Origin of the sequence: Dokdonella sp. (assembly GCF_049593775.1) — a bacterium.
Lineage (GTDB): Bacteria > Pseudomonadota > Gammaproteobacteria > Xanthomonadales > Rhodanobacteraceae > Dokdonella.
This window is the reverse complement of record NZ_JBAWHJ010000112.1, coordinates 1-15,578: the sequence shown is the minus strand read 5'-3', so window position 1 is coordinate 15,578 and position 15,578 is coordinate 1. Positions and strand designations below refer to the sequence as shown.

17 protein-coding genes are annotated in these 15,578 nt (G+C 60.6%); 16 read left to right on the top strand and 1 reads right to left on the bottom strand.

The window, feature by feature from the left end; all coding sequences use genetic code 11:
- A partial coding sequence (locus WBP53_RS03810; protein ID WP_423926100.1) for an alanine/glycine:cation symporter family protein occupies window positions 1–959 on the bottom strand: 959 nt, incomplete at its 3' end.
- A 209-nt stretch (window positions 960–1,168) separates the two neighbouring features.
- Between WBP53_RS03810 and WBP53_RS03805 the strand changes: the two genes are divergently transcribed.
- The 16 genes from WBP53_RS03805 (at window position 1,169) to queE (ending at window position 15,459) form a co-directional block, all read left to right on the top strand.
- On the top strand, window positions 1,169–1,480 hold the full coding sequence (locus WBP53_RS03805) for an FmdB family zinc ribbon protein (protein WP_423926098.1): 312 nt from the start codon (window positions 1,169–1,171) through the stop codon (window positions 1,478–1,480).
- A 95-nt stretch (window positions 1,481–1,575) separates the two neighbouring features.
- Window positions 1,576–2,127, top strand: a complete 552-nt coding sequence (locus WBP53_RS03800; protein ID WP_423926096.1) for a DUF3011 domain-containing protein — start codon at window positions 1,576–1,578, stop codon at window positions 2,125–2,127.
- Window positions 2,128–2,239: 112 nt separating this feature from the next.
- On the top strand, window positions 2,240–4,006 hold the full coding sequence (aspS, locus tag WBP53_RS03795; protein WP_423926094.1) for an aspartate--tRNA ligase: 1,767 nt from the start codon (window positions 2,240–2,242) through the stop codon (window positions 4,004–4,006).
- 46 nt (window positions 4,007–4,052) lie between these two features.
- Window positions 4,053–4,703: an esterase/lipase family protein gene (locus WBP53_RS03790; protein WP_423926092.1), complete on the top strand. Its 651-nt coding sequence runs from the start codon at window positions 4,053–4,055 to the stop codon at window positions 4,701–4,703.
- Between the two features lie 142 nt (window positions 4,704–4,845).
- The gene (ruvC, locus tag WBP53_RS03785; RefSeq protein ID WP_423926091.1) at window positions 4,846–5,367 is read left to right on the top strand and encodes a crossover junction endodeoxyribonuclease RuvC; all 522 of its coding nucleotides are present in this window, start codon (window positions 4,846–4,848) and stop codon (window positions 5,365–5,367) included.
- Window positions 5,364–5,954 (top strand): Holliday junction branch migration protein RuvA, encoded by a 591-nt coding sequence (ruvA, locus tag WBP53_RS03780; protein WP_423926089.1) that lies wholly within the window; start codon window positions 5,364–5,366, stop codon window positions 5,952–5,954. The genes ruvC and ruvA overlap by 4 nt, the downstream gene beginning before the upstream one ends.
- 84 nt (window positions 5,955–6,038) lie before the next feature.
- Window positions 6,039–7,928, top strand: a complete 1,890-nt coding sequence (locus tag WBP53_RS03775; RefSeq protein WP_423926087.1) for a potassium transporter Kup — start codon at window positions 6,039–6,041, stop codon at window positions 7,926–7,928.
- Between the two features lie 172 nt (window positions 7,929–8,100).
- Complete coding sequence (gene ruvB, locus WBP53_RS03770; RefSeq protein ID WP_423926085.1) at window positions 8,101–9,147, top strand: Holliday junction branch migration DNA helicase RuvB; 1,047 nt, start codon at window positions 8,101–8,103, stop codon at window positions 9,145–9,147.
- 37 nt (window positions 9,148–9,184) lie between these two features.
- Entirely contained in the window at window positions 9,185–9,601 is a 417-nt protein-coding gene (gene ybgC / locus WBP53_RS03765) for a tol-pal system-associated acyl-CoA thioesterase (protein WP_423926083.1), read from the top strand.
- Window positions 9,598–10,278: a protein TolQ gene (tolQ, locus tag WBP53_RS03760; protein ID WP_423926081.1), complete on the top strand. Its 681-nt coding sequence runs from the start codon at window positions 9,598–9,600 to the stop codon at window positions 10,276–10,278. Before ybgC ends, tolQ begins: the two co-directional genes overlap by 4 nt.
- Before the next feature lie 107 nt (window positions 10,279–10,385).
- Window positions 10,386–10,838, top strand: coding sequence for a protein TolR (gene tolR, locus WBP53_RS03755; protein WP_423926079.1), 453 nt, complete (start codon window positions 10,386–10,388; stop codon window positions 10,836–10,838).
- A complete protein-coding gene (gene tolA / locus WBP53_RS03750) occupies window positions 10,838–11,734 on the top strand; it encodes a cell envelope integrity protein TolA (protein WP_423926077.1) in 897 nt (298 codons plus the stop codon). Before tolR ends, tolA begins: the two co-directional genes overlap by 1 nt.
- Window positions 11,735–11,740: 6 nt before the next feature.
- Window positions 11,741–13,051, top strand: coding sequence for a Tol-Pal system beta propeller repeat protein TolB (gene tolB / locus WBP53_RS03745; protein ID WP_423926075.1), 1,311 nt, complete (start codon window positions 11,741–11,743; stop codon window positions 13,049–13,051).
- Window positions 13,052–13,158: 107 nt separating this feature from the next.
- Window positions 13,159–13,671: a peptidoglycan-associated lipoprotein Pal gene (pal, locus tag WBP53_RS03740; protein WP_423926073.1), complete on the top strand. Its 513-nt coding sequence runs from the start codon at window positions 13,159–13,161 to the stop codon at window positions 13,669–13,671.
- Window positions 13,672–13,721: 50 nt separating this feature from the next.
- A complete protein-coding gene (ybgF, locus tag WBP53_RS03735) occupies window positions 13,722–14,582 on the top strand; it encodes a tol-pal system protein YbgF (protein WP_423926072.1) in 861 nt (286 codons plus the stop codon).
- Window positions 14,583–14,769: 187 nt separating this feature from the next.
- Complete coding sequence (gene queE, locus WBP53_RS03730) at window positions 14,770–15,459, top strand: 7-carboxy-7-deazaguanine synthase QueE (RefSeq protein WP_423926070.1); 690 nt, start codon at window positions 14,770–14,772, stop codon at window positions 15,457–15,459.
- Window positions 15,460–15,578 lie beyond the last annotated feature (119 nt).

Below are 15,578 nucleotides of genomic sequence, written 5' to 3'. Positions count from 1 at the left end.
ATCACGTTGTACATGTCGGTCGACAGGATCAGGAAGGCAGTCGCCGAGCAGACCAGCAACGTGTCGACATAGATCGAGAACGCCTGCACATAGCCCTGCTTGGCCGGATGCGCCACTTCAGCAGCTGCTGCAGCGTGCGGAGCCGTGCCCTGTCCGGCCTCGTTGGAATACACGCCGCGCTTGACGCCCCATTCGATGGCCAGGCCGAGCATGGCGCCGAATCCGGCTTCCAGGCCGAACGCGCTCTTGATGATCAGCGAAAAGATGACCGGGACCTGGTCAATGTTGATGGCCATGATGCCAAGTGCGATGAGGATGTAGGCCAGGGCCATGAATGGCACGACGAATTCGGCGAAGCGGGCGATGCGCTTGACGCCACCAAAAATGATGAAGGCCAGGCCAGCCATGAGGCATGTCGCGGTGATCCAGGATTCGACGCCCCAGGCGTTCTCGATCGCGATACCGATGCTGTTGGCCTGGACACCGGGTAGCAGGAAGCCGGTGGCGATGATGGTCGCGAACGCGAATGTCCACGCATACCACTTCACGCCCAGGCCTTTCTCGATGTAGTAGGCGGGGCCGCCCCGGTACATGCCCTTGTCGTCTTTTTCCTTGTAGATCTGTCCCAGCGTTGCTTCCACGAACGCCGTAGAGGCACCAAAGAACGCAACCGTCCACATCCAGAACACGGCACCCGGACCGCCGAATGCTATGGCCGTCGCCACGCCGGCGATATTTCCGGTGCCGACACGCCCTGACAGCGACATGGTCAGGGCCTGGAACGAGGACACTCCGGCAGGCGAAGTCTTGCCGCTGAAGATCGCCCTGATCATTTCGGGAATCGCACGTACTTGCATGAATCGGGTACGTATCGAGAAGTACAGGCCGGCACCCAGGCACAGGGCGATCAATGCCTTGCTCCATACCAGGTCATTGATCAAGGTGATGAGATAATCCAAGGGTCTCTCCGTTGTTTCGTGGGACGCCGGCCATGCGGGGCAGGCGGCAGTCAGTGTTGCAGGATCGGGTGAAATGCCACGCCAAGCAAGCCGGGGCGGCGCCATGCCAGGTCAGGATTTTCTCCAGCGCTGGCTGATAGTGGCATTGAAACACCCGCATGCGGCACCATGTCAGCGGCACTTTTCTGCACAACCAGTGAATTTCGAGCATGCCGATCTACGAATTTGAGTGTTCCTCATGCCAAACCCGTTTCGAACGACTGCAGAAGCTCTCTGACGCGGATCCGGATACCTGCCCGGAATGCGGCAAGCAAACCGTGCGGCGTCGCCTGACCGCTCCGGCCTTCCGGCTTTCCGGATCGGGCTGGTACGAAACCGATTTCAAGAAGGAAGGCGACGTCAAACGCAACCTCGCCAGTTCCGAACAGGCACCCAAGCCGGTGGAGACAGCCAAGCCGGAGTCGCCCAAAGCGGAGCCGGCGAAGCCTGCGGCCAAGCCCGAATCGTCCGCATCCTCCTGACCGCCCGAATAACTTTCGCCTGGCGAGTTTTCTTTGGGAGACATTCAGGATGCTCATGGCTAGACTGGAGCTTCAATTCGAGTGGGAGTAAAGCCATGTTGGGAAAAACTGTAGCAGCGGGGCTCGTCTTGCTGGGTTCGATGTTCCTGATGCCGGAATCGCATGCCCAGCGCGGCGGGCAGGGTAATGGGGGCAACGAGGTCAGGTGTACGAGTCAGGATTATCGGTTCCAGCGGTGCGGAGTGAACTGGAGTGATGCTGTGCTGGTTCAGCGCACCTCCAGTTCGAGCTGCTCTCGCGGGCGTAGCTGGGGTATCGATCGCAGCGGACTGTGGGTCGATCGCGGCTGTGGCGGTGTGTTCAGACGCGCTGGCGGCGGCGGTGGCGGCGGCAACGGTGGTCATCACGGCGGTGGCTGGAATCCGGGCCCGAACTGGGATCGAGACTTCTCCCTGACCTGCCAGAGCCAGGACTATCGCTATCGCATGTGCCAGATCGACATCGGTCGCGGGGGCGGAGTCCGCATCCAGCGCCAGATTTCGAATACGGCGTGCATCCAGGGTCGCACCTGGGGCTACAACCGGGCTGGCGTCTGGGTAAGTGGCGGTTGTGCCGCGGTATTCCGCGTCGATCGTCGCTGGAATTGATCGTCCAGAGTCAGTGACCTGATCCGGAAACGCCCGCCACCCGGCGGGCGTTTTTGTTTGCGGTGCAGCATGATCGCCTATAGCATTCCGCGCCTTGCAACCGGAGCTTCCCATGCGCAGCCATCTTTGCGGCCTCATCGACGAGTACCTGATCGACCAGAACGTCACCTTGTGTGGCTGGGTGGATACGGTGCGCCTGCAAAGCCATGTGGCCTTTATCGATTTGCGCGACCACGAAGGCGTGGTGCAGATCGTCATCGAGCGTGAGTCCGCCGAGGCATTCCGCCTTGCTGCCGACATCGGCTACGAGTTCTGCATGCGTATCGGGGGCCTGGTCCGTCGGCGCGTCAGCGCAAATGACAAATTGCGCAGCGGGCAGGTCGAAGTGCTGGCCGAGACGGTCGAAATTCTCAACAAGGCCGAAGGTCTGCCGTTCGCCCTGCACGAGAATCCCAGCGAGGAAACACGGCTCAAGTTCCGCTATCTCGATCTTCGCCGCGCCGACATGCAGCGCAAGATGCGACTGCGCACACGGCTTGTCTCGGCCTTGCGCCATTATCTGGATGGACGCGGATTCCAGGACATCGAAACGCCGATCCTGACCAAGGCCACGCCCGAGGGCGCGCGCGACTACCTCGTGCCGAGTCGTGTACACCCCGGTGAATTTTTCGCGTTGCCGCAGTCGCCGCAGTTGTTCAAGCAGTTGCTGATGGTGGCCGGCTTTGATCGCTACTACCAGATTGCGCGCTGTTTCCGCGACGAAGACCTGCGTGCCGACCGGCAGCCGGAATTCACCCAGCTCGACATGGAGTTCGCCTTCGTCAGGGAGCGCGACGTGCAGGATGCCGTCGAAGCAATGATTCGGCACATCTTCAAGGAGGTCAGCGAAGTTGACCTCGGTGGGCCGTTTCCACGCATGACCTACGCCGAGGCCATGGCACGTTACGGATCGGACAAGCCCGACCTGCGCATTGCGCTGGAACTGGTGGATATCGCCGAACTGGTGCGAAATCTCGAATTCAAGGTCTTCAGTGGCCCGGCGAATGATCCTGGCGGTCGCGTGGCGGCCTTGCGCGTGCCGGGCGGCGCCGTGTTCACACGCAAGCAGATTGACGAGCTGGGAGCGCATGCGGCCAAGTTCGGCGCGAAGGGACTGGCCTGGCTGCGCGTGGACGACCTCGCCGCCGGCCGCGAAGGAATCAATTCGCCGGTGGCCAAGTTCCTCGATGACGCGACCCTGGCCAGCGTGCTCACGCTCACCGCCGCGCAAAGTGGAGATCTGGTACTGTTCGGCGCCGGCGATTACAAGACCGTATCGGATTTTCTCGGCGCCCTGCGCATCAAGGTCGCCCGCGACCTCGGCCTGGTCGAGAACGCCTGGAAGCCATTGTGGGTTGTCGACTTCCCGATGTTCGAATACGACAGCGAAGCGAAGCGCTTCGTTGCCCTGCATCATCCCTTCACCGCGCCGAAGATCGACGATGTGGCCGACTTGCAAGCCAATGCGGTCAATTCGGTTTCGCGGGGCTATGACATGGTGCTCAATGGCGCCGAAATTGGTGGTGGCTCGATCCGTATCCACCGTCCCGACATGCAGAGCGCGGTATTCGAGCTGCTGGGCATCGGTGCCGAGGAAGCCGAGGCGAAATTCGGGTTCCTGCTCGAAGCGCTCCGTTTCGGTGCGCCACCGCATGGTGGCATCGCCTTCGGGATCGATCGTATTGCCGCCCTGATGGCGGGCACCGAGTCGATCCGTGACGTGATTGCCTTTCCAAAGACAGCCAGTGCACAGGACTTGATGACCGAGGCACCTTCGGCAATCGCCGAGTCGCAACTTGCCGACCTGCACATTCGCACGGTCGAGCCGGACGCCAAGTAACCGGCTGACGTTCGACTCGCCCACACCTCATCGACGCTGATCCCCGATGTCCTCCCTACAACGTGATCACGTGATCCTGCTGCATGGAATCTGGATGCGCGGCATCACCATGCTGCCGCTGGCACGGCGGTTGCGAGCGGACGGGTTTTCGGTAGAAGCAATCGACTACCCGAGTGTGGTTGGCGCATGGGCCGACACGGCAACACGTCTGCGCCAGCACTGGTGTGGGCGGGTCGGCGGCACCGTACATGTTGTGGGGCACAGCCTCGGTGGCATGTTGGCGGCGCAGGTCGCCGATGAACACCGGGACCTGCCTGCGGGACGTCTGGTCTGCCTTGGCTCGCCCTTGAACGGCAGTGCCGCGGCCAGTCGTCTGTTGCGTGTGCCTGGTGGACGCTGGCTGATGGGGCAGAGCGCTCCGGTGCTGGACAAGGGACTTGGCCGCTGGTCGGGCGCGCGACCGCTGGGAATCATCGCAGGAAGCAGGCCGTTGGGCCTGGGCGGATTGATCGGCGCCTTGCCGCGGCCACACGACGGGACGGTCAGCGTCGAAGAAACACGCTTGGCGGGAGCCGACGCGCACTGCGTCGTCGAGACTTCGCATACCGGACTGCTGTTTTCGCCCGAGGTTGCCGCACTGACCACGCGTTTTCTTCGCCAGGGCCGCTTCGAGCCGTCTGCCGAAGGAGACTCCTGATGTCACTCCACGTTTGGCCACCTGTTAGAGTCGGGATCCTGCTTTTCCCGTTCCGCCGTGGTGTTTCGTCCAGATCGATGGCAGAAATTCAAGTGTCCCGTCGCGTGACCCTTATAGCCGGATCGGCGGGGATGGCAAGCCGGTGATTCGAATCCTCGGAATTGATCCTGGCAGTCAGCGCACCGGTATCGGTGTGATCGATGTTGGCGAAGACGGTCGTTCGCACCACGTATTCCATACGGCCATCAATGTGCTCGGCAACGAAACATTCCACTTGCGACTGAAACAGATTTTCGACGAGATCGGCACGATCATCGAGACCCACGCCCCCGCGGAAGTCGCGATCGAGCGTGTATTCATGGCGCGCAATCCCGATTCCGCGCTCAAGCTGGGACAAGCGCGCGGGGCGGCGATTTGCGCTGTCGTCAATCGCGGCCTTGCCCTGGCCGAGTACGCGGCCAAGGAGGTCAAGCAGGCCGTGGTCGGTGGTGGTGGCGCTGACAAGGGCCAGGTCCAGCACATGGTCGGAGTCCTGCTCGGCATCCCGGGCAAGCTGCAGGCAGATGCAGCCGATGCGCTCGCCGTGGCCCTGACCCATGCACACACGCGCTCCAGCATCGAGCGTCTTGGAATTCCGCGCACTGCCTGGAGGCGACGTCGATGATCGGGCGACTCAAGGGAATCCTCATTGCCAAGCAGCCACCCTGGATCATGGTGGATGTCGGTGGCGTTGGCTACGAGATGGAAGCACCCATGTCGACGTTCTATGACCTTCCGGAAGTAGGCCAACAGGTCACCCTGTGTACGCATTACGCCGTCAAGGAGGATTCGGTCGCCCTGTACGGGTTCTTGCGCGAATCGGAACGCAGCCTGTTCCGTGGCGTTCAGAAAGTCAGTGGCATCGGGGCGAAAATTGCCCTGGCCGTGCTTTCAGGCGTATCGGCAGACGATTTCGCGCGATACATCCAGGGGGGCGACATTGCTGCCCTGGTCCGCATCCCCGGGGTTGGCAAGAAAACCGCAGAGCGCATGATCGTGGAATTGCGCGATCGCGTGGACGGCCTTGTGGATGGAGCTTCGGCATCGATTTCAGGTGGCATGCCCAAGGATCCGGCCAGCGAAGCCAGCGTCGCCCTGCAATCGCTGGGCTACAAGCCCAACGAGGTTGCGCGCCTGATCAAGGATGCCAGTGCGCCTGGCGACACGGCCGAGGAAATCATTCGCAAAGCCCTCAAGGCGGCATTGCGTTGATCGCCAGTCAGCCAGTGAAGCGCATCATTTCGGGATCGCCTGGCCGAATCGCGGCGGTAGATCCTGCAACCGTGGAATTCAGGCATGAGTAGCTCTTCGCACGACAACAGTGCCAGCAACAAGCGCCTTCTGGCCCTGTGCTTTGGTGTCGTCGGTGTCGTCTACGGCGATATTGGTACCAGCCCGCTGTATGCGTTCCGCGAAGCATTCAACGCCCAGCATGGCGTGGCGGTCGCCCGCGAAAACGTGCTCGGCGTGCTCTCGCTGATTTTCTGGTCGCTGATCACGGTGGTCTCGATCAAGTACGCCACCTTCATCCTGCGCGCCGACAACAAGGGGCAGGGCGGCGTGATGGCCCTCATGGCTCTTGCCCAGCGAGGCGTTACGCGACTTCGCGCCAAGTGGGTAATCATGGTCATTGGCGTATTCGGTGCCTCACTGTTTTTTGGTGATGCCGTGGTCACGCCGGCGATCTCGGTGCTCTCTGCAGTGGAGGGTATTGAAGTGTTCGCGCCTTCACTGGAGCGCTATGTCGTTCCGGTCACCGTGTTGATCCTGCTCGGCATATTTTCGATTCAGAAACATGGGACGAGTCGGGTCGGCCCCCTGTTTGCGCCAGTCACCCTGGTCTGGTTCATCACGCTGGGCACGCTTGGCATCTTCGGGATCCTTCACGAGCCAACGGTGCTCGAGGCACTGATTCCGCACCACGCCTTCATGTTCTTCGTGCACAACGGCAAGATGGGCATCTTCGCCATGGGTGCGGTGGTTCTGTCCATCACGGGTGCCGAGGCGCTGTATTCGGACATGGGGCATTTCGGCAAGAAGCCGATTCGTCTGGTGTGGTTTTTCCTCGTCCTGCCCTGCCTGATGCTGAACTACCTCGGCCAGGGTGCGCTGGTGCTGTCGGATGCGAGCACCGCCGAAAATCCGTTCTACCGGCTGGTGCCCGAGGGCTTGCTGTTGCCGATGATCGTGCTCGCGACGATGGCTACCATCGTCGCATCGCAGGCAGTCATTTCAGGGACCTTCTCGATGGCTCGCCAGGCCGTGCAACTTGGCTATCTGCCGCGCATGAAGATCCTGCATACCTCCAACCAGGAGGAAGGCCAGATCTACCTGCCGACGGTCAATCGCATCCTGCTTGTTCTGACAGTGGCCGTGGTCATCGGCTTCCGGTCTTCCGAGAATCTGGTCACGGCGTATGGTCTGGCCGTGGTCGGAACGATGCTGATGAACACCCTGCTCGTGGTCATCGTTGCGCGGCGTGTCTGGCGCTGGAGCTATATCCGCGTCGCGCTGGCCGGCACGGTGTTCCTTGGAGTGGATGCCTTGTTGCTGACATCGGTCGCCGACAAGTTCATTTACGGTGGCTGGTTCTCGCTGACCCTGGGCCTGCTGCTGTTCACGGTGATGTTCACCTGGCGTCGTGGTCGCGAACTGGTGATGCGCGAGATCAAGCGCGCCGGGCTCTCCCTGACACCGTTCATCGCATCCATCAGCGCACATCCGCCGGTGCGCGTGTCGGGGACCGCCGTGTTCCTCACCGCGAACAAGGATGGCGTACCGAACGCTCTGCTGCATAACCTCAAGCACAACAAGGTGCTGCACGAGCGCAATATCATCCTCACGGTCGAGGTCCTGGACGAGCCATTCGCCGAACCCGATGACAGGATCAACGTGGTCGCCCTGACCGACGGCTTCTACTCGGTGACCATCCGCTATGGATTCGCCGAGGACACCAACCTGCCGGCCGCTCTCGCCACGATCAACGATTGCGGATTCCCGTTCGACATGATGGACACGACATTCTTCATCAGTCGCGAAAGCATCATCGCCGGTGATCGTCCCGGCATGGTGATCTGGCGCGATCGCCTGTTCGAATTCCTGGCACGCAATGCCACCTCGGCCACCGCATTCTTCGAAATCCCCGGCAACCGGCTTATCGAGCTGGGTACGCAGGTGGAGATTTGATTTGGGGCCGGGATTCGGGATCGGTGGTTCGGGATTCGGAAGTGCGGGCGGCATGTGTTTTACTGGTCTTTGCAGACTTCAGTGCGATGCGGTTGCTATCGCAAAAGCGCCTGGCAGACGATAATCCGCTTTGACGAATCCCGAATCACCGATCCCGAATCCCGGCACCCCAATGACCGACCGCCTGATCGACGCCAGCGCCGACTCCGAGGACGAGCAAATCGAAGCGAGCATCCGTCCGCAACGGCTTGCCGACTATCTCGGGCAGGAGAAGGTGCGCGAGCAGATGGGGATTTATATCGAGGCGGCGCGTCGGCGCTCCGGAGCCCTTGATCATGTATTGATCTTTGGCCCTCCCGGGCTCGGCAAGACCACGATGGCGCACGTCATTGCCAACGAGCTTGGAGTCAACCTGCGCAGCACTTCCGGCCCGGTGCTCGAGCGGGCCGGCGATCTTGCCGCCCTGCTGACCAACCTGCAGCCACGAGATGTCCTGTTTGTGGACGAAATCCACCGGCTTTCACCAGTGGTCGAGGAAGTGCTGTATCCGGCGCTCGAGGATTTCCAGATCGACATCATGATCGGTGAAGGCCCGGCCGCGCGATCGATCAAGCTCGACTTGCCACCATTCACCCTGATCGGTGCCACTACGCGTGCCGGCTTGCTGACGGCACCATTGCGTGACCGTTTCGGCATCGTCCAGCGCCTCGAGTTCTACTCGGCTGCGGAACTGACCCGGATCGTCACCCGTGCGGCCGGCATCATCGGCGTGGACTGCGATGCCGAAGGCGCCAGTGAAATTGCGCGAAGGTCGCGAGGCACGCCACGCATCGCCAATCGCCTGTTGCGCCGGGTGCGCGATTTCGCCGAAATCCGCGCCGACGGCAAGGTCACCAGCGTGGTCGCGGGTGATGCCTTGAAAATGCTCGATGTCGACGCTGAGGGCTTCGATGCGCTCGATCGGCGCATGCTGACGACCATCATCGAGTTTTTCGATGGTGGCCCTGTCGGCGTCGAATCGCTGGCAGCGGCGCTTAGTGAAGAGCGTGGCACCCTGGAAGATGTCATCGAACCCTACCTGATCCAGCAAGGTTTCCTGATTCGCACGGCAAGGGGGCGAATGGTGACGAACAAAACCTGGCGCCATCTGGGATTGACCCCGCCTCGAGGCAGCAATGCGGCGGCCAGCGGAGAGCTGTTCGATGGAGCATCCGGGTGATTCGGCCCTGTCCAGCCCTGTGCGGAGCGGGAAATCCTTGAACCGGACAGTTCCGTTCATCTGGCCTTTGCGTGTGTACTGGGAAGATACCGACGCTGGCGGTGTCGTTTACCACGCAGGTTACTTGCGATTCTTTGAACGTGCGCGTACCGAGTGGCTGCGCGCTGCGGGCATTGGCCAGCAAGCACTGCGTGAGGAACACGGTGTGGTTTTCGTAGTCCATGGAATGGACATCCGATTCAATCGTCCGGCCCGGCTGGATGACCTGCTGGAGGCCAGCGTGGTGGTAACCGAAATGCGAAGTGCCAGTTTCAAGGTAGAACAAGCCTTGAGGCGCAGTACCGAAGAACCTGTCCTGGTCGATGCTCGCGTGCGAATAGCCTGCGTCGATCATGATCGCTGGCGCCCGTGCGCCATCCCCGAATTCCTGCTCCAAGAGATCGCCAAACAATGAATCATGAACTCAACGTCTTCGCCCTGATCTGGGGCGCAAGCCTTCCGGTCAAATTTGTCCTGCTGATACTCGTGTTGTTTTCGGTGATCTCGTGGATCATCATTTTCCGCAAACAGGCCATGATCAACTCCGCCGATTCCAGCGCCAATGAATTCGAGGAGCGCTTCTGGTCAGGATCCGACCTCGCGGCCCTGTTCAAGGACGTCAATGCCAGCGGTGAACGGATAGGCGGCATCGAGGCCATCTTCGAATCCGGCTTCCGCGAGTTTGCCCGCCAGCGCCAGCGCCGCAGCGTGGACTCCAGATCCCTGCTCGAAAGTGCTCAACGCGCGATGCGCGTGTCGCAGTCGCGCGAGGTCGAGCGCCTTGAGCAGAATCTGGAATTCCTGGCCAACGTCGGCTCGATCAGCCCCTACGTCGGTCTGTTCGGCACGGTGTGGGGCATCATGATTGCCTTTCAGGGGCTGGCGAACGTCAAGGAAGCGACCATCGCCATGGTTGCTCCCGGCATTTCCGAGGCCCTGATCGCCACGGCGATGGGTCTTTTTGCGGCGATTCCGGCAGTCTGGGCCTACAACCGGTTCGCTACCCGTGTGGAACGCGTGGCCCTGCGCTACGAAACATTCCTCGAGGAGTTCTCCTCCATTCTGCAACGCCAGGCGCATGTCGATGACTAGGGCAACGCTGATCAATCCGTGGGATCGGACCCCGGGTGGCAGTCTGGCACGTTGTATCCGATTGACGATTTCATCGCCGCGCGAATCGCAGAGACTGGAGTGGCCTGATGCAGCATAGCTATCGCAACCGCAAGCGGCGCAAGCTCAAGGCGGAAATCAATGTCGTGCCGTATATCGACGTGATGCTGGTGCTGTTGATCATCTTCATGGTCACCGCGCCATTGATGAATCTTGGCGTCGATATCGAGCTGCCGAAATCCAATGCATCCTCGATCCAGAATGACAAGGAGCCGGTCATCGTCAGCGTCGATCAGGAAGGAGCCATGTTCCTGACCATCGGCGCGAGTGCGCGTGAGCCGGTCGACGAAGAGACGCTGGTCAACAAGGTTTCAGCTTTCGTTCGTCAGAATCCAGAGGTGCCGGTGATGATCGGCGGCGACGAAAGGGTGGACTATGGTCGGATCTATGCAGCGATGGTGCTGCTGCAGCAAGCCGGTGCGCCGAAAGTGGGGCTCATGAGCCAGCCGAATCCACCTGAAGGGAAAGCCCAGGCCCGCTGATGGAAAGCTTTTCCGACAAGGCGCGCGCGGTCCTTTTCTCCCTGCTCCTGCATGGTCTGCTGATCCTGCTGATCGGCCTGGGTCTGCTGTGGACCAAGGAGTCGCGAGTCGTGATCATGCCTGGACCGGTCATCGAGGCCAGTCTGGTTGGTCCGACCAGCGCACCCAAGCCCTCGTCGAGAAAGTCCAGCAGCAAGCCCGCGCCTCCAAAACCGACACCCCCTCCGCCGAAGGCTGCAGAGCCAACCCCGAAGCCGGAAGCCGTGCCGCCTCCAGAGCCGCCCAAGCAGGATCTGATCGAGCAGCAGCGCATTGCAGCGCTTGCCGAGCAGAAATCCGAGCAGGAAAAAAAGGTGCAGGAGGAAAAGCGCCGCCGCGAACAGGTGCTGCTCGAGCAGGAAAAGCAGGAGGCTGAACGCCAGAAGCAGCTCGACGAAGTACGCAAGCAACTGGCTGCTGCCGAAAAGAAGAAGAATCTGGAGAAGGAGCGCCTCAAGCAAATCCAGGACAAGAATCTGGCCAAGCTCCAGAGCGACGAAAAAGAGCGTCTGAACGAGCTGATGGAGCAGGAGTCCAAGCAGGTTCAGACCGGTGCGGGAGGGCAGGACAATGACCTCACCGCGCGCTACGCGGCTGCCATACAGGCGGCCGTGACACAAAACTGGAACCGGCCGGAGTCGATTCCTCCGGGCCTGCGTTGTACCTTGCGTATCGTGCAGATCCCCGGCGGCGACGTGATTTCCGCCAATGTCACCTCGCCATGCAACGCCGATGGCGCTGCGAGGCTATCGATCGAGCAGGCTGTACTGCGGGCGGCACCATTGCCATATCGCGGGTTCGAGAAAGTTTTCAGCCGAGACATCACTTTCAATTTCAGATTCGACGGGCAAGGATAAATGCTGATGAAAAACTGTTTCCTGGGGCGTCTTGGACTCGCCTTGCTGCTGCTACTGGGTAGCCAGGGTGTTTTCGCCCAAGGCCTGAGCATCGATATCACCGATGGCAGCCGAACGGCCGATCCCATTGCCGTGGTTCCGTTTGCGTTCGAAGGCGCAGGTTTGCCGCCCGAGACCGATGTCTCGGAGATCGTGCGCGCCGACCTGGCCCGTTCCGGCAAGTTCTTTACCCTGGCCAAGCGCGATATCGTCGAGTTTCCGACGCGTGAGGGTGAGGTCAAGTTTGGAACCTGGCGTCTGCTCAAGCAGAACTACCTGGTCGTTGGCAGGGTTGCCGATGCCGGTGACGGGGCCTTGCGCGTCGAGTTCGAACTTTTCGACGTAGCGCGTCAGACCAGAATGATCGGGCTGGCAATCAGCGGTCAGCGCACGGCCATGCGCGATGTGGCGCATCAGATCGCGGATCTGGTCTACGAGAAGATTCTGGGCGAGCGCGGCGCATTCTGGACGCGCATTGCCTACGTTACCTCGGTCGGGCTTGGGCAAAACACCCAGTACGCGCTGATGGTTGCCGATTCTGACGGGTTCAACCCGCAGGTGGTGGTGCGATCGCGGGAACCGTTGATGTCGCCGGCATGGTCGCCCGATGGCCGGCGTCTCGCCTATGTTTCCTTCGAGCGCGGAAATTCTTCGATCTACATCCAGGATCTGTCCACGGGATCGAGAGAACTGGTTTCCGCCAAAAAGGGCATAAATGGCGGCCCTGCGTTCTCTCCGGACGGTTCGCGCCTGGCGATGAACCTGTCCTACGCTGGCAATCCGGACATCTACATCATGGATCTGGCTTCGAGGCGAGAGACGCGCCTGACCAACCATTTCGCCATCGATGTCGAAGCCGCCTGGATGCCGGATGGCAGGAGCATCATCTTCACCTCGGACCGCTCAGGTAAACCGCAGTTATACGAGGTGCCGGTTTCTGGGGGCAATGCCTCACGTTTGACCTTCGAAGGCCAGTACAATGCGCGTGCCACTATCTGCTGCGATGGCAAGAAAATCGCCATGGCACAGGGAAATGGAAACGTGTATCGTATTACGGTTTTCGACCGCAATACGGGCACTTACAGCCAGATTTCGCCCGGCAACATGGATGAATCGCCTAGCTTCGCGCCGAATGGCAGCATGGTTCTCTATGCCGCCACCGAAGGACCGCGAGGCGTGCTTTATGCGGTATCTGCCGATGGTCGGGTCAGACAGCGTCTGGTGCTGGCAGATGGAGATGTGAGGGAACCAGCGTGGGGTCCATTCCGCCAGCGTTAACGAAGTAGAGAATAGAAAACCAAGACCGGTACACCGGCACAGAAGATTTTCCCAGCTGTCCCGTTCAAAGAACCGTCACCAACCTAATGAGATCAAGGGGAACACCCATGAAGTTTGCCGTACGTATCCTGTTTGCCACCATTCTTCTTGCCGGCATGGCTGCCTGCGCGAAGAAGGCTGTTAAGACCGACGCTCCTGTTGAGCCGACTCCGGTCGCTGAAACAACCCCGACCGACACCAGCGGCCGCTACAAGGTTGGCGATCTCGACAGTGATGCCTGCCTGCGTCAGCGCGTCGTCTATTTCGATCTTGACCAGACCGCCATCAAGTCGGAGTTCCAGGCACAGATTTCTTGCCATGCTGCTTATCTGCGCCAGTTCCCGAATGCCCGCGTCACTCTCGAAGGCAATGCCGACGAGCGCGGTACACGTGAGTACAACCTCGGCCTTGGCGAGCGTCGTGGCAATGCAGTGCAGAGCGCACTGAGCTCGGCCGGTGCGGCCTATGGCCAGCTCACCGTCGTCAGCTACGGCGAAGAGCGTCCGGTCGATCGTGGCCATGATGAAGCAGCGTGGGCGAAGAATCGTCGCGTTGAAATCGTCTACACCACTGCCAACTGATGCTTTTTCCAGCAACACGTTTGAGCAAGTGCGTTGCAGCAGCGGTCTTCATGACCGCTGCTGTTCTTGTGCTGCCAGCGCACGCCCAGCAGCGACTGAGCCTGTCCGAGCGCGTCGAGCGACTCGAGCAGCAGGTTTCGGGCAATGGCAATTCAGGCAGTATCGATCTGGTCAACCAGATCCAGGCGCTGCAGTCACAAGTGCAAGCCTTGCAAGGCCAGGTGGAAGAGTTGCGTCATGAGCTCGGCCAGGCCCAGCAGCGCTCCAAGGACCAGTACATCGATCTTGATTCGCGCATTGGCCGAATCGAGGGAGGAACGGCCGGGGGTGTGGCACCTGCGGCACTGGGGGCCATGGATCAGGAGCTTCAGGATATCGAACTGGGTTCGACCCCACAGTCGGATTCAGGAACACTGACCACAACCGATACGCAGTTGATGCCGACGGATCAGGTCGGGACGAGTGCGCCACTCGCGCTCGGTGAGCCGGTGACGCAGGAACTGCCGGCCCTGAACGATCCGGAAGCGGAGAAACGCGCATACGACGAAGCCTTTTCCGCACTCAAGGACGGGCGCTATGCGGAATCAGCGCGGCGTTTCCAGTCGTTCATCGACCAGTATCCAAACACCGACCTGACCGGCAACGCCTACTACTGGCTCGGCGAGTCGTACTACGTGACCCAGAATTATCAGGTAGCCCTGGAGACATTCGGCATCTTGCTGGCGCGCTTTCCGCAAAACCAGAAAGCCCCGGATGCCTTGCTCAAGACCGGCTACTGCCAGTATGAGCTCAAGCAGTGGGATGCTGCCGAAGCCACCCTCAACAAGGTGCTCGCTACTTATCCTGATACCACCGTTTCCAGGCTGGCCCAGGGACGCATGCGCGCCCTGCAGCTTGAGAACCGACGCTGAGCCCAGGCACGGGCTCCCTGGCCCGGACTATTCATGAATTTCACACGCCCTCGCTTGTCCATTGAACCCACACGACATTTCGCTCATCCGGTGATGGATCCTGCCATTGCCTCGATCGTGAAAAGCCGCGTGAATCCAGTGTGCATCGCGATCATCGTGCGTATTCATGAATAGTCCGGGCTAGCCGATGGGTGCGCCACACCCCGTAGCGGATTCCTCCGCGTCGGACAATTCACCCTCACGGCTACGCCTGACCGAGATTTTCCTCTCTCTGCAAGGCGAGTCGGACAGCATTGGCTGGCCGACCGTATTCGTTCGCCTTACCGGCTGCCCGCTGCGCTGTGTCTGGTGCGATACGGAATATTCGTTCCATGGTGGCGAGTGGCATGAGATCGAGCAGATTCTTGCCACCGTCGCTGATTTCGGTGTCCGCCATGTTTGCGTAACCGGCGGCGAGCCGTTGGCTCAGAAGCGATGCCTGTCCTTGCTGGCGGCCCTGTGCGATCAGGGGTACGAGGTTTCCCTGGAGACCTCCGGAGCGCTCGATATCGCGAGCGTTGATAAACGAGTACGCAAGGTTGTCGATCTGAAGGCGCCGGGCTCGGGCGAAGTGGCGCGAAATCTCTGGGGCAATCTTGAGCATCTGGGTGAGCGGGATCAGATCAAGATCGTGCTGGCCGGTCGCGAAGACTTTGAATGGGCAGTGGCCAAAGTTCGCGAATACAATCTGCAGGAACGCTGTCCTGTCCTGTTTTCACCTGTACACGGAAAACTGGCCCCGCGCGACCTGGCCGACTGGATCATCGCCGATCGATTGCCGGTGCGCTTCCAGATGCAGCTGCACAAGCTGCTCTGGGGCGACAAGCCGGGGCATTGAGGAGCGGGAGTAGGGAGTGGGAATTAGGGAGTGGGAACTGGGGAGTAGGTGCCAGTCCGGATCGCGGTGTGAAGCGCTTCTGGTTGGGAAGAGTCTCAGCCCCCAAAAATACAAACTTG

What these genes read in the sequence shown, in the direction of transcription:
- WBP53_RS03805 (WP_423926098.1), top strand. Translation starts at nt 1,169, where the DNA reads ATGCCGATCTACGAATTTGAGTGTTCCTCATGCCAAACCCGTTTCGAA.
- WBP53_RS03800 (WP_423926096.1), top strand. Translation starts at nt 1,576, where the DNA reads ATGTTGGGAAAAACTGTAGCAGCGGGGCTCGTCTTGCTGGGTTCGATG.
- aspS (WP_423926094.1), top strand. Translation starts at nt 2,240, where the DNA reads ATGCGCAGCCATCTTTGCGGCCTCATCGACGAGTACCTGATCGACCAG.
- WBP53_RS03790 (WP_423926092.1), top strand. Translation starts at nt 4,053, where the DNA reads ATGTCCTCCCTACAACGTGATCACGTGATCCTGCTGCATGGAATCTGG.
- ruvA (WP_423926089.1), top strand. Translation starts at nt 5,364, where the DNA reads ATGATCGGGCGACTCAAGGGAATCCTCATTGCCAAGCAGCCACCCTGG.
- WBP53_RS03775 (WP_423926087.1), top strand. Translation starts at nt 6,039, where the DNA reads ATGAGTAGCTCTTCGCACGACAACAGTGCCAGCAACAAGCGCCTTCTG.
- ruvB (WP_423926085.1), top strand. Translation starts at nt 8,101, where the DNA reads ATGACCGACCGCCTGATCGACGCCAGCGCCGACTCCGAGGACGAGCAA.
- tolQ (WP_423926081.1), top strand. Translation starts at nt 9,598, where the DNA reads ATGAATCATGAACTCAACGTCTTCGCCCTGATCTGGGGCGCAAGCCTT.
- tolR (WP_423926079.1), top strand. Translation starts at nt 10,386, where the DNA reads ATGCAGCATAGCTATCGCAACCGCAAGCGGCGCAAGCTCAAGGCGGAA.
- tolA (WP_423926077.1), top strand. Translation starts at nt 10,838, where the DNA reads ATGGAAAGCTTTTCCGACAAGGCGCGCGCGGTCCTTTTCTCCCTGCTC.
- tolB (WP_423926075.1), top strand. Translation starts at nt 11,741, where the DNA reads ATGAAAAACTGTTTCCTGGGGCGTCTTGGACTCGCCTTGCTGCTGCTA.
- pal (WP_423926073.1), top strand. Translation starts at nt 13,159, where the DNA reads ATGAAGTTTGCCGTACGTATCCTGTTTGCCACCATTCTTCTTGCCGGC.
- ybgF (WP_423926072.1), top strand. Translation starts at nt 13,722, where the DNA reads ATGACCGCTGCTGTTCTTGTGCTGCCAGCGCACGCCCAGCAGCGACTG.
- queE (WP_423926070.1), top strand. Translation starts at nt 14,770, where the DNA reads ATGGGTGCGCCACACCCCGTAGCGGATTCCTCCGCGTCGGACAATTCA.